Consider the following 12,204-nt stretch of genomic DNA (forward strand, 5'->3'; position numbering starts at 1 on the left):
GGATAACTCTTTGCGAGCGCCCGTAGCTCAGTTGGATAGAGTACCTGGCTACGAACCAGGTGGTCGGAGGTTCGAATCCTTCCGGGCGCGCCAGTCCACTCCCCGGTAGCTCAGTTGGTAGAGCAGGTGGCTGTTAACCACCGGGTCGGCGGTTCGAGTCCGTCCCGGGGAGCTTTAAGTCCCGACGAGTCCAGAAAAGGCAATTGGCGTTCTAAGGAGAACGTCAAAGCCTTTGTGCTTGCCTCAAAACTGCCCGGAGAGGGAGACGACCACCTGATTGCCGTGACCGGTCTCCTTGCGGTGCAGGCCGAAGTTGTGGGCGTAATCCAAAGTCAGCAGGGTTCCGCCGAAAAAGCCGGTGACGAGCCGACCGCCGACGAAAGGCATCACCGTGTCCTTGCGGTCGATGTTATCCCCGAGCCGGCGCTGGGGATTGAGATAGCCCGCCCCGCCGTAGGCGCTCACCGCGCTGAAAAAGGTCGGCTGAAAACGATACTCGCCGTGGACGATGGCATAGCGGTCGGGGAAGAATTCCAACAGCGCCGCCCCAGGCAGAACCGGGAACCGGGTGCTGTGATACTCCTGCCCTAAGGGGTTGAAGCCGCCCATCGGGCGCGTGGTGGGGGTGTGGCTGAAGCGGTCCATGTTGGGACCGATGCCGGCGTGGACCGCGCCCAGCACATGATGGCGCGTCTCGTCCAACCAAGACAAAGGCGCCACGCCCAGAGCGTAGGCACTAAACCAGGCGTAATCGGCCTCAGCCCGGCGGTGGCCCTGCTTGCCGATGTCCTGCGGCAGTCCCCAATCGCGCCAGCGGAAGCGGTGGCCGTAAATGGCATCGCCCCCCAACGCAAAACCCTCCTGCGGCAAGCTGATCAGGTTACGCGTGACGGCATCCCAGCGCAGGTGCAGGTGGACGCGGGTCTCAAAGGTGTCGCTGGGATCGCGAAACCCCTGGCCGGCGGCTGAATCGCCGAAATACAAATACCCCGGTTGGACGACGAGGCTGACGGCTTGCATGTTGTCCTGATAGAAGGGCGCTACCATCCGCCGCCACCCGATGCCTATGCCAGGGCGCACATACCCCCACAGGATTTCCTCGGCGCGCTTCTTTTTGCCGTCGATCAACTCGTTCTGCTGGAAAGGAACGGTGAAGTTTTCAAACGAGGTAATCCACTCGAAATTGCCGCGAAATCGCTGGGCAAAGAACAAATTGTTGTAAAGGAGCGCCACATCCCCCCAAAACAGCCGGTCCTCGTTGGGATGTTCCCAAAAGTACAAAGAGGCGTAAGGTTCAACCCGGCGCTCGGAAGGGGCCGGAAAGTTGTAGTTCGCTCCCACAAACCAGGCGCGGATATGGCGCCGATCGATCGCCGGCAATTCCATCTTATGCTCCCAAAGGTAGGTGCAAACCGGCTGGGTTTTATCCTGCGGTTGCTTAGCCAACTGCCCAGGCGTCAAGCATTCCTCGGCGCCAGCAGCAGCCAAAGCGCACCCCAACCCAAGCCCCAATCCGATCCAACGCAAACCTTTCATCCGTCTCCTCCAAAGCGTTTCGGCTAAGCTTAGCAAGCCGGCCGAGATAGGGCAATTATGGCTTGCTTGGGACGAACGCCTCGTTGACCTGGCTGTAAGATCCGCCGGGCCGAAGTCCGCCCAAGAGCGCATACAGCCGTCCCCCCACCGTCGCGGCGGCCAGCCCGTGGCGCGCGGTCGGCAGCGGCGGCAAGATCACCCAAGTATCGGCCTTGGGCCAATACGCCTCGGCTTCCCGGAACGTCCCCTCCCCGCTTTCGCCGCCGACGACCACTACCATGCCTTCAAGCACGGCTGCGGCGATCCCGCTCCTTGGGGTAGGCAGCGGCTTGATCTGGCGCCAACGCCCGCTGCCGGGATCATACGCCTCGACCACTCCGAGGTTGCGGCGGTAATTGAGATCGACCCGCCCACCGATGGCGTACACCCGGCCGCCTACCGCCGCCGCGGCCAGGTGGTCGCGCGGTACCGAAAGCGAGGCCACAGGCTGCCAGGTATCGACATCCGGGTCGTATACCTCCACCACCGCCACGCTCCTTTGGCCGTCGTAACCGCCGATGGCGAAGATCTTCCCGTCCAACACCGCCGCTGCCAGCGCCCCGCGGGGAGTTGGCATGGGTCGGCGGGCGAGCCAGCGGTTTTCCGCCGGCAGATACTCAAACACCGTATCGACCGGGTTCCAGATCGAAGTGAGGCTGGGCGCAAAACCGCCGAGGACGAACAAACGACCGCCTACCGAGGCCGCGGCGGCATGATGCAAAGGTTTGGGCAAGGGCGCCGCCGGACGCCAACGGTCTTTGGCCGGGTCGTAGACTTCCACCGCATCGCTCACGCTCAGCCGGAGCAGGTTGCCCAAGCGCAGCGGCGAAAATCCGCCGATCACGTAGATTTTATCTCCCAGCACCGCCGCGGCCACCTCGGTGCGGGCGGTCGGGGCAGCGGCCGCTTGCTGCCAGACGCCACTTAGAATCGGAGGGGGTTCCTGCGCTTGCGTCCAGGAGCCAACGGCCAAGCACAGCAAACAGATCAGGCAGCGCATGCTCTCACCTCACAAATGGATGTAAACTGACTTTGGGCATTCTACTTTGCTGCTGATTGGCGCGCCGCACAAGAGGGCAGGATTGGCATGAACGAGAATTTGGCAGCAAGGCTGCGCTGCCACGTCGAGCACTTGGCTGGCACCATCGGCGAGCGCAACGTGTTCCACCCGCACGCCCTGAAGGCGGCGGCAGACTACCTTACCGCTACCTGGCAAACGCTTGGATTGGCCGTTAAGCGTCAAGAGTATCTCGCCAAGGGGGTGGTTTCGGCCAATCTGGAAGTAACCCTCCCCGGGCAAGAGCGGCCCGAGGAAATCCTGTTGCTCGGCGCGCACTACGACTCTGTCCAAGGCTCTCCAGGCGCCAACGACAACGCCAGCGGCGTAGCCGTTCTGCTCGAACTTACAAGGCTTTTAAAAACCTTTCCCTTGCCAAGAAGCGTGCGCTTGGTCGCTTTTGCCAACGAGGAGCCGCCGTTCTTCTTTACTTCCAAACAGGGAAGCTTTCAGTACGCGAAAGAAGCGCGGGCGCGCGGCGACCCCATCCGCCTGATGATTTCCTTGGAAACCATGGGCTATTACTGCGACACCTTAGGCTGTCAGCGTTATCCTCCTTTGTTTCGGTTCTTCTACCCCAGCCGCGGCGATTTCATCGCCTTAGTCTCCAACCTGAAGTATCGCCGTCAGCTCCGGCGGCTGGCCGAAGCGTTCCGCGCCGCCTGCGATTTCCCGGCAGAGCAGGCCGCCGTTTTCTCCTGGATTCCGGGAGTGGCCTGGAGCGATCACCTTTCGTTCTGGCGCCAAGGGTACCCCGCGGTGATGGTGACCGACACGGCTTTTTACCGCTATCCTTGGTACCATCTTCCCGGCGACACTCCCGACAAGCTCGACTATCCGCGTCTGGCTAAAGTCGCCCAAGGGCTGGCGGGGGCGGTCTGCCGCTTGGCTAAGGAGGGTCTGTGATCGATTTTCCAAAATCTGCGCTAAGATAGCCCAAAGCCTAAGCAAGAACTTTCCCAAGCTCGAAGGAGGTTTAATATGAAACTGTACTATTCCCCCGGCGCCTGTTCCCTGGCCCCTCATATCGTGCTGTGCGAGTTGGATCTGGATTTCGATCTGGTGCGGGTGGACCTTGCCAGCAAACGCACCGCGAGCGGGGAGGATTTTCGCCAAATCAACCCCTTAGGCTACGTGCCGGTACTGGAGCTGAACGACGGCACGCGCCTTGTGGAAGGCCCGGCCATCCTCCAGTATCTGGCCGATCTGGCCCCACAAGCCGACCTGGCTCCCCGCCCAGGGGACTTTCAGCGCTATCTCCTGCAGCAGTGGCTGAATTTCATTTCCAGCGAACTGCACAAAAACTTTAGCCCCCTGTTTTGGGCCGAGCTGGCGGAAGAAGCCAAGCAACTCTTTCGCCGCCGCCTAAACGAGCGCTTAAGTTTCATCTCCGAACGGCTGGCTAAGCACGACCATCTGCTCGGCGCAAACTACAGCGTCGCCGACGCGTATCTGTTTGTGGTGCTGAGCTGGCGCAACTACGTTGGACTGGACTTTTCGCCCTGGCCGCCGCTTCTGGCCTACGCCGAGCGCATCGCCCAGCGTCCGGCGGTGCAGCAGGCGATGCAGGAAGAGGGCTTGCGCTAAGTTTACAACAGCTCCAGCTTGGCGTAACTTAGCATCAGCCACTTGGTCCCAGCGCGGTCAAAACGCACCTGGACGCGGGCGTTTTGACCTTCGCCCTCGCACTGGAGCACTTCCCCTTGGCCGAAAACCGCGTGCGCAACCCGTCGGCCCACCAGCTCTAGCGCTTCCCCAAGCCCGGCCGTTTTGGGAGACGACCGTAGGCGGGTAGAGCGCACTTCTTCCAAATGGGCCGGCGGAATCTCGCGCACAAAGCGCGAAGGCCTTGGGTACACCTCACGCCCGTACAGCCTGCGGCACTCCGCATACGTAAGATAGAGCTGCTCCATCGCCCGGGTGATCCCCACGTAACACAGGCGCCGTTCTTCCTCGAGGCGGGCGGAATCTTCCAACGATTGCAGGGAAGGAAACAACCCCTCTTCCATCCCGACGATGAACACCAGCGGAAACTCCAAGCCCTTGGCCGCGTGCAAGGTCATAAGCTGGACGCTGTCGGCATTGGGATCGGCCTGAGATTCGCCGGCGTCCAAAGCGGCCTGGGTCAAAAACGCCGCCAGCGAATCCGGCTCGTCAAGGCCTACAGAATACAACGCAAACTGCCGCGCGGCGCTGACCAGTTCCTTGAGGTTCTCGACCCGCAGCTCGCCCTCTACCCCCTTTTCTTTGCTGTAGTGCTCGATCAGGCCGCTGCCCTCGATCACGTAGCGGACCCGGTCGGCCAAGGCGAGCCTGCGGCCGGCCTGATCCAATTCCTCGATCAAGCGCATGAAGCCGCGCAAGGCGTTGGCGGCGCGCGCCGGCAGCGCCTGCTCGCGGCACAAATCCAAAGCGGCGTCCCACAGCGACACGCCCAAGAAGCGCGCGCGCGTGCGGATCGCCTCCAGAGTGCGCGGGCCGAGGCTGCGCGCCGGCAGGTTCACCACCCGCTCGAAAGAGGGATCGTCGTGGCGGTTTTGAATCAGCCGCAGGTACGCCAGAGCGCTTTTGACCTCGGCGCGCTCAAAGAAGCGCAGGCCGCCGTAGACGCGATACGGGACGCCGGAGGCGATCAGCTGCTCCTCGAACAGGCGCGATTGGGCGTTGGAGCGGTACAGCACGGCCACCTCGCCGGCGCGCCTTCCCTGCTCTAACCAATGCTGGATGCGGTCGACCACGAAGCGGGCTTCGTCCAAGTCGTTGAAGGCGGCATACATCCGGATCGGCTCGCCGCGCGGGCCGGCGGTCCAAAGCCGCTTGCCCAGACGGCCCCGATTGTGGGCGATGAGGGCGTTGGCCGCCTCGAGGATATGGCCGGTGGAGCGGTAGTTTTGCTCCAGGCGAATCAGCACGTGCTCAGGAAAATCCTGACAGAAGCGCTGGATGTTTTCCACCCTGGCCCCGCGCCAACCGTAGATCGACTGATCGTCGTCGCCGACCACGAACAGCTTGGGGTCGTCTCCGGCCAGAAGGCGCAGCCAGGCGTACTGAATGGCGTTGGTGTCCTGAAATTCGTCCACCAAGAGATGGGCGAAGCGGCGCCGGTAGTGTTCGAGCAACGCGGGATGCTCGCGTAAGAGTTCGTAGCTGCGCAGCAAAAGCTCGCCGAAATCGACCAGCCCCACGCGGCGGCAGTGTTGCTCGTAACGGCGATAGATCGCGAGCATCTGCTGCTCAAAGTAATCCCCAGCCGTAAGGTGTTCGGGGCGGCGGCCTTCGTCCTTGCAGGCGTTGATGTACCCCTGCGCCTGGCGCGGCGGAAAGCGCCCTTCGTCCAGTTTCAGCTCGCGCAGCACCGTTCGGATCAAGCGAAGCTGGTCGTCGCTGTCGAGCACCTGGAAGCCTTCCGGCAGGCCCGCCTCCGGCGCGTGGCGGCGCAGCATCCGGTGGGCGAGGCCGTGGAACGTCCCCAGCCACATCCCCTGGGTGTCGAGGCGCAGCAACTCCTCCACCCGCCCGCGTATCTCCCGGGCGGCCTTGTTGGTGAAGGTGACCGCGACCAGCGCGTGCGGCGGCATGGATTCGACCCGCATCAGCCAGGCCAGCCGGTGCACGAGCACGCGGGTCTTGCCGCTGCCGGCCCCGGCAAGAACCAGCATCGGGCGCAAGGGGGCGGTGACCGCCTCGCGCTGGACCGGGTTGAGGGGGGCTAAAATAGGCGAGATATCCATAGGTTGCCATTTTACCGAATCAAAGCGTTATACTAAGCCGAATTTCCAACGGAGGTGTTTTTATGCAGTTCGACTTTAAGCGCATGCTCAAATATCAATACAACGTCGGCGAGCAGGATCAAAAAATCCGCTACGGGGTTGGCGGCCTTTCTATTTTTGTATCTTTGTTCCTGGGCAGCGTGCCGCTTTTGCTCCTCGGCATCGCCCTATTGATCTCCGGCTACACCCACTTCTGCCCGATCTACGCGGGCTTGGGCAAAACCACCGCCTGCCCGGGTTGCGGCCAGGGCGAGAAGGCTTGCGCAAGCCAAGCGGAGGAAACTCCTAAGGCTCATTCCTGCTGCGGCGGCCACGGCCACACCGCCCATTCTTAAGTTCGCTGGGCAAGCGCAGGGACGCGCTGCTTTGTTCGCCAAGACGGCGCTTTCCGCCCGGAGACCGGCGATTTTCCCTTGTCCAAAAGGCGGGTTTGTGTTAAGCTTGAAGGCAAACGCCGTGTCGGAGAGCCGTCTTGAACGTCAGCTTTTTGACGCCGAAAATTTTTGGGAAAGCTCTCTGTAAGGCATTGATCTTTAACAAGAAATTCGAGGGGTGCTCTCTAGAAATCGACCTGATGAAAAAGGGATTAAGACTTGACGGACTTCGCACAATTTCATCCCACTCAGGAACTCTAGAAATCGACCTGATGAAAAAGGGATTAAGACCTTTTGCATAAGCATACGTGGGAGAGATCCCAGCTTTCTCTAGAAATCGACCTGATGAAAAAGGGATTAAGACATGGTCGCCGGGGAGATCTGGGGAGCTAGAGTACTCTAGAAATCGACCTGATGAAAAAGGGATTAAGACATCCTGATTAAGTTCAGCTTTGCCATTTCACACTCTCTAGAAATCGACCTGATGAAAAAGGGATTAAGACTTTGGGGCCGTCTTCCATTTGGCGATGGCCCTGACTCTAGAAATCGACCTGATGAAAAAGGGATTAAGACGCGATGGCCCTGAGATTCTCCCCCGTCGGGGCTACTCTAGAAATCGACCTGATGAAAAAGGGATTAAGACACACGGGGAAAACATAGATTTTCATAACCTCTTTCCTCTAGAAATCGACCTGATGAAAAAGGGATTAAGACCCAAAAACCAAAAAAAATCCGGCTAGCTAGCCGCCTCTAGAAATCGACCTGATGAAAAAGGGATTAAGACATAAGCCCAGCCAACGGGATGGTCGCCGGGGAGATCTCTAGAAATCGACCTGATGAAAAAGGGATTAAGACATGGCATCCGGCCGCAGTTTGGCCGAATGTGCCTTCTCTAGAAATCGACCTGATGAAAAAGGGATTAAGACCTCGAGTTGAATGATTGCCCTGACGTTTTCTTTCCTCTAGAAATCGACCTGATGAAAAAGGGATTAAGACGAAGATGAGCACGCCGTACCGAATCGTCTTCTGCACCTGTCCAGACGCCGAGAGCGCCTCGCGTTTGGCTTATGGCCTGGTGGAAAACCGCCTGGCCGCCTGCGTCAACCAGGTCCCTGGATTGACCTCGGTTTACCCTTGGCAAGGCCAAATCGAAACCGCAGGCGAGGTGCTTTTGATCATCAAGACGCGCGCCGACCGCCTGGCCGAGCTTACGGCCTTCATCCAGGCGCGCCATCCTTATGAACTTCCCGAAATCGTCGCGGTCTCTGTGGAGCAGGGTAGTCTTGCGTATCTGGACTGGATCGGCGCATGGCTCGATTCCTCTTCTTACTCGTCTTAAGCCTCACCTGGCCGGCCCTTGGCCGGGCCGAGCCGTTTTCGGGATTGCGCCTGTTTGAGGACAAACTCCTGCCGGCGGAGGAGGCGTTTCGCTTCCAGGCCGCGGTCGAAGACCCCAACACCTTGCGCCTGAGCTGGCAGATCGCCAAGGGGTATTACCTTTACCGCGAGCAATTTCGCGTGGAAAAACTCGCCGGCCAAGTCCAGCTCGAGCCCTTACAACTGCCGCCGGGGGAACGCAAGGAGGATCCGGAATTCGGCCCGACCGAGGTGTACCACCAAAGCGTCGTCGCCACCCTGCCGCTCAAGCGCGCCGATCCGCAGGCGACCGAACTGGTCCTGAAAGTCCGCTATCAAGGCTGCGCTGAGCGCGGGGTCTGCTATCCGCCGCAAATTCAAACCGTGCGCCTTAATCTGCCCGCCACGCCGGCTTCGGCAACGCCTCCCTCCCCTCCCCTCGTGGCCGAACCGGACCGCATCGCCCAGGCCCTCAAAGCGCAAGGTTTTTGGCTTACCCTCCTAAGCTTTCTCGGCTTTGGGGTCTTGCTCGCGTTTACGCCGTGCTGCTTCCCCATGCTGCCCATCCTGTCAGGAATCATCGTTGGCCACGGCCAAAACCTTACCCCCTGGCGCGCGTTCGGGCTGTCCTTGAGCTACGTTTTGGCCTCGGCGCTCACTTATACGGGGTTCGGGATCCTGGCCGGGCTGTTTGGCGCCAATTTGCAGGCGGCGTTGCAAACGCCCTGGGCGATCGCCGCGGTCAGCGCTTTGTTTGTGCTGCTGGCGTTGTCCATGTTCGGGCTGTATGAACTGCGGCTGCCTTCCGCCTGGCAGTCTCTGCTTGCCTCGCGGTTTAAGATCCGCGGCGGCAGTTTTGTCAATGCGGCGGCGCTCGGCGCGATTTCGACCTTGATCGTCAGCCCGTGCGTGGCGGCGCCTCTGGCCGGCGCGTTGATTTACATCGGCCAGACCGGGGATGCGGTCTTGGGAGGGGCGGCCTTGTTCGCCCTGGGGCTGGGGATGGGTTTGCCCCTGATCGCCGTCGGAACCTCCGCGGGCAAGCTTTTGCCCAAAGCCGGTTTGTGGATGCAGGCGGTCAAGGCGGTATTCGGGGTGGCGCTCATCGGCGTGGCGATCTGGCTGCTCTCGCGCCTCCTGCCGCCCTCGCTCACGCTGTTTCTATGGGCGCTATGGTTGATCGTGCCGGCCATTTATCTGGGCGCCGCCAGCCCTCTGTCCGAAGCGGCCCCGCATCACAAAAAGCTCGCCAAAGCCTTAGGGGTGGTGATGCTCACCTACGGCATTTTGCTGCTCATCGGCGCCGCTTCGGGTGGCTCGAACGCGTTTCGCCCGCTCGAGCCGCTCATCGCGTGCGGGATGAAACCGCCTCTCCCCCCGCCTCTGGCGCAACCTATCTCCTCGCTCCAGGCCCTGAACACGGCCTTAAGCCAAAAGCCTGCCCACAAGTGGGTCATGCTCGACTTCTATGCCGACTGGTGCGTCTCGTGCAAGGAGCTGGAAAGCAAGACTTTCGCCGATCCCAGGGTCCAAGAGAAGCTGGGCAAATTCTCGCTGCTCAAGGCCGACGTCACCGCCAACGCCGAAGCCCACCGGATTCTTCTGCGCCGTTTTGGCTTGATCGGGCCGCCGGCGATTTTGTTTTTCGACCCGCAAGGGCGCGAATGCAAGGCCGCGCGCCTGATCGGTTACGTGCCGCCGGAGGAATTCTTGACCCATCTGGCCAAGCTCGAGCAAGCCTGCTAAAACACGCCGCGTTCTAGACAAAACCGGCCTCCTTCTTCACAATAACTTGGTTTTTTAACCGCTTTGCAGCTCGATGGCGCTGATTACCGTTCTCAACGGACCCAATCTCAATTTGCTCGGCACGCGGGAGCCGGAAATCTACGGCGCCGTTACCCTGGCCGACATTGAGGCCCGCCTCAAAGCTTTGGCCGAGCGCCACGGCCATACCTTAGAGTTTCAGCAAAGCAACGCCGAGCACGTTCTCGTCGAGCTGATCCACGCCGCCTGGTCCAAACAGAGCGCATTCCTCGTCCTCAATCCGGCCGCCTTCACCCACACCAGCATCGCCATCCGCGACGCCTTGCTCGCTACCCGAATCCCGTTCGTCGAGGTTCATTTATCGAACGTCTATGCGCGCGAGCCTTTTCGCCACCGTTCGTATTTTTCCGACATCGCCTACGGGGTCATCTGCGGTCTAGGCGCTTTCGGATATGAGTTGGCGCTGTTGGCTGCAATCCGGCATCTGAACCAAAACCAGGAAGACCTATGGACATCCGCACAATAAAAAAGCTGCTCGAAATCATCGAGGACTCAAGCGTCGCCGAGATCGAAATCCACTCTGGGGAGGAGTCCATCCGCATCACCCGCGTCAGCACGACCACCCAAATCGTCACCCAACCTCAGGTTTCCGTCCCCGCCCAACCGCCGGCGGCAACCGTTTCCAAAATAGCCGAGGAAGCCAAACCGGAAGAGACCGGGCACATCGTTCGCTCGCCGATGGTGGGAATCTTCTACCGCGCCCCCGCTCCGGGCGCCAAGCCGTTCGTCGAGGTCGGCCAGCGCGTCAACGTCGGCGACGTGCTGTGCATCATCGAAGCGATGAAGATTCTCAACCAGATCGAGGCGGACAAGGCTGGGGTCGTCACCAAAATTCTGGTGGAAAACGGCGAGCCGGTAGAGTACAACCAACCGCTGTTCGTGATCGAATAAAGGTCGCCCATGCTCGACAAAATCGTCATCGCCAACCGCGGCGAAATCGCTTTGCGGATCCTGCGCGCGTGCCGGGAACTCGGCATCCGCACGGTCGCGGTCCACTCCGAGGCCGACCGCAATCTAAAGCACGTGCTGATGGCCGACGAAACGGTCTGCATAGGACCTGCCCCTTCCGCCGACAGCTACCTGAACATCCCGGCGATCATCAGCGCCGCCGAAGTCACCGACGCCGTCGCCATCCATCCAGGTTACGGGTTTCTAGCGGAAAACGCCGACTTTGCCGAACGAGTCATCCAAAGCGGTTTTATTTTCATCGGTCCCAAACCCGAGACCATCCGCCTGATGGGGGACAAGATTTCCGCTAAGGAAGCCATGCGCCGGGCGGGAATTCCGTGTGTGCCGGGATCGGACGGCCCGTTATCGGACGATTTTGAAGAAAACCTGCGCCTGGCGCGGGAAATCGGCTTTCCGGTGATCGTCAAAGCCGCCGGCGGCGGCGGTGGGCGAGGAATGCGGGTGGTGCACTCGGAGGCGGCGTTGATGAACGCGATCACCATGACCCGGGCCGAAGCCTTGGCCGCCTTCGGCAACGATCAGGTGTACCTGGAAAAATTCCTAGAGCGCCCGCGCCACATCGAGTTCCAGGTGCTGGCTGACAGTCACGGCAACGCCATCCATCTGGGCGAACGCGATTGCTCGACCCAACGGCGTCATCAGAAAGTCATCGAGGAAGCCCCCGCCCCCGGCATCACCGAAAAGCAGCGGCGCGAGATGGGGGAACGCTGCGCCCAGGCCTGCCGCGAGATCGGTTATCTGGGCGCCGGCACCTTCGAGTTCCTGTACGAAAACGGCCGGTTTTACTTCATCGAGATGAACACCCGGATCCAGGTCGAGCATCCGGTCACCGAGATGGTCACTGGGGTGGACCTCGTCAAGGAACAAATCCGCATCGCCGCCGGTGAACCCTTGGCCTACTCCCAAGAGGACATCAAGTTGCGCGGCCACGCCATCGAATGCCGGATCAACGCCGAGGACCCAGAAACCTTCCTGCCCTCGCCCGGCCTGATCGAACAGCTGCATCTTCCGGGTGGCCCCGGCATCCGTTTGGACACCCACATCTATGCCGGCTACCAGGTGCCGCCCTACTACGATTCCTTGATCGGCAAGCTCATCGCCCACGGTGAAACCCGCGCCTCGGCGCTGGCAAGGATGCGCACGGCCTTAAGCGAAACGGTGATCACTGGCATTAAGTGCAATATTCCCCTGCTCCAACGCATCGTCGGCGACAGCGCCTTCAAGAGCGGGGGGCAACACATCCATTATCTAGAAGAGATGCTGGGGATACGCGAATAAA

Annotated in this window: 11 protein-coding genes, 2 tRNA genes and 1 CRISPR repeat array; of the genes, 10 read left to right on the forward strand and 3 right to left on the reverse strand. The window is 60.6% G+C overall.

Annotation, left to right across the window (positions count from 1 at the left end; genetic code table 11):
* Nucleotides 1–16 precede the first annotated feature (16 nt).
* Nucleotides 17–93 (forward strand) — tRNA-Arg (locus tag ACYQ3M_RS00855).
* A 6-nt stretch (nucleotides 94–99) separates the two neighbouring features.
* Nucleotides 100–172: transfer RNA gene (locus ACYQ3M_RS00860), tRNA-Asn, on the forward strand.
* Between the two features lie 71 nt (nucleotides 173–243).
* Here the strand turns inward: ACYQ3M_RS00860 and ACYQ3M_RS00865 are convergent.
* Both ACYQ3M_RS00865 and ACYQ3M_RS00870 read right to left on the reverse strand, forming a co-directional pair.
* Nucleotides 244–1,536, reverse strand: a complete 1,293-nt coding sequence (locus ACYQ3M_RS00865; RefSeq protein ID WP_460034152.1) for a hypothetical protein — start codon at nucleotides 1,534–1,536, stop codon at nucleotides 244–246.
* Nucleotides 1,537–1,591: 55 nt separating this feature from the next.
* Entirely contained in the window at nucleotides 1,592–2,575 is a 984-nt protein-coding gene (locus ACYQ3M_RS00870; protein ID WP_460034153.1) for a Kelch repeat-containing protein, read from the reverse strand.
* A gap of 87 nt (nucleotides 2,576–2,662) precedes the next feature.
* Here ACYQ3M_RS00870 and ACYQ3M_RS00875 point away from each other — a divergent pair, with 87 nt between their 5' ends.
* Entirely contained in the window at nucleotides 2,663–3,538 is an 876-nt protein-coding gene (locus tag ACYQ3M_RS00875; RefSeq protein ID WP_460034154.1) for a M28 family peptidase, read from the forward strand.
* Between the two features lie 75 nt (nucleotides 3,539–3,613).
* Complete coding sequence (gstA, locus tag ACYQ3M_RS00880) at nucleotides 3,614–4,219, forward strand: glutathione transferase GstA (RefSeq protein WP_460034155.1); 606 nt, start codon at nucleotides 3,614–3,616, stop codon at nucleotides 4,217–4,219.
* A gap of 2 nt (nucleotides 4,220–4,221) precedes the next feature.
* Here gstA and uvrD read toward each other — a convergent pair whose 3' ends face one another.
* Nucleotides 4,222–6,363 (reverse strand): DNA helicase II, encoded by a 2,142-nt coding sequence (gene uvrD, locus ACYQ3M_RS00885; RefSeq protein ID WP_460034156.1) that lies wholly within the window; start codon nucleotides 6,361–6,363, stop codon nucleotides 4,222–4,224.
* A 62-nt stretch (nucleotides 6,364–6,425) separates the two neighbouring features.
* Between uvrD and ACYQ3M_RS00890 the strand changes: the two genes are divergently transcribed.
* The 6 genes from ACYQ3M_RS00890 to accC all read left to right on the forward strand — a co-directional run bounded on the left by ACYQ3M_RS00890 (nucleotide 6,426) and on the right by accC (nucleotide 12,203).
* Entirely contained in the window at nucleotides 6,426–6,737 is a 312-nt protein-coding gene (locus ACYQ3M_RS00890) for a YgaP-like transmembrane domain (RefSeq protein ID WP_460034157.1), read from the forward strand.
* Between the two features lie 222 nt (nucleotides 6,738–6,959).
* Nucleotides 6,960–7,772: direct repeats of the CRISPR family, unit length 36 nt; unit sequence CTCTAGAAATCGACCTGATGAAAAAGGGATTAAGAC.
* A gap of 4 nt (nucleotides 7,773–7,776) precedes the next feature.
* Nucleotides 7,777–8,115 carry a divalent-cation tolerance protein CutA gene (cutA, locus tag ACYQ3M_RS00895; RefSeq protein WP_460034158.1) on the forward strand — a complete coding sequence of 113 codons (339 nt, stop codon included), beginning with the start codon at nucleotides 7,777–7,779 and terminating at the stop codon, nucleotides 8,113–8,115.
* Complete coding sequence (dsbD, locus tag ACYQ3M_RS00900; RefSeq protein ID WP_460034159.1) at nucleotides 8,085–9,878, forward strand: protein-disulfide reductase DsbD; 1,794 nt, start codon at nucleotides 8,085–8,087, stop codon at nucleotides 9,876–9,878. The genes cutA and dsbD overlap by 31 nt, the downstream gene beginning before the upstream one ends.
* Nucleotides 9,879–9,951: 73 nt before the next feature.
* Nucleotides 9,952–10,422, forward strand: coding sequence for a type II 3-dehydroquinate dehydratase (aroQ, locus tag ACYQ3M_RS00905; protein ID WP_460034160.1), 471 nt, complete (start codon nucleotides 9,952–9,954; stop codon nucleotides 10,420–10,422).
* Nucleotides 10,404–10,847 (forward strand): acetyl-CoA carboxylase biotin carboxyl carrier protein, encoded by a 444-nt coding sequence (accB, locus tag ACYQ3M_RS00910; protein WP_460034161.1) that lies wholly within the window; start codon nucleotides 10,404–10,406, stop codon nucleotides 10,845–10,847. Before aroQ ends, accB begins: the two co-directional genes overlap by 19 nt.
* A 9-nt stretch (nucleotides 10,848–10,856) precedes the next feature.
* Nucleotides 10,857–12,203, forward strand: coding sequence for an acetyl-CoA carboxylase biotin carboxylase subunit (gene accC / locus ACYQ3M_RS00915; protein ID WP_460034162.1), 1,347 nt, complete (start codon nucleotides 10,857–10,859; stop codon nucleotides 12,201–12,203).
* Nucleotide 12,204: the final 1 nt, after the last annotated feature.

The organism is Methylothermus subterraneus (genome assembly GCF_054656915.1).

Coding starts and splice junctions, on each gene's coding strand:
- accC (WP_460034162.1), top strand. CDS start 10,857: ATGCTCGACAAAATCGTCATCGCCAACCGCGGCGAAATCGCTTTGCGG.
- dsbD (WP_460034159.1), top strand. CDS start 8,085: ATGGCTCGATTCCTCTTCTTACTCGTCTTAAGCCTCACCTGGCCGGCC.
- ACYQ3M_RS00870 (WP_460034153.1), bottom strand. CDS start 2,575: ATGCGCTGCCTGATCTGTTTGCTGTGCTTGGCCGTTGGCTCCTGGACG.
- accB (WP_460034161.1), top strand. CDS start 10,404: ATGGACATCCGCACAATAAAAAAGCTGCTCGAAATCATCGAGGACTCA.
- cutA (WP_460034158.1), top strand. CDS start 7,777: ATGAGCACGCCGTACCGAATCGTCTTCTGCACCTGTCCAGACGCCGAG.
- gstA (WP_460034155.1), top strand. CDS start 3,614: ATGAAACTGTACTATTCCCCCGGCGCCTGTTCCCTGGCCCCTCATATC.
- uvrD (WP_460034156.1), bottom strand. CDS start 6,363: ATGGATATCTCGCCTATTTTAGCCCCCCTCAACCCGGTCCAGCGCGAG.
- aroQ (WP_460034160.1), top strand. CDS start 9,952: ATGGCGCTGATTACCGTTCTCAACGGACCCAATCTCAATTTGCTCGGC.
- ACYQ3M_RS00875 (WP_460034154.1), top strand. CDS start 2,663: ATGAACGAGAATTTGGCAGCAAGGCTGCGCTGCCACGTCGAGCACTTG.
- ACYQ3M_RS00890 (WP_460034157.1), top strand. CDS start 6,426: ATGCAGTTCGACTTTAAGCGCATGCTCAAATATCAATACAACGTCGGC.
- ACYQ3M_RS00865 (WP_460034152.1), bottom strand. CDS start 1,536: ATGAAAGGTTTGCGTTGGATCGGATTGGGGCTTGGGTTGGGGTGCGCT.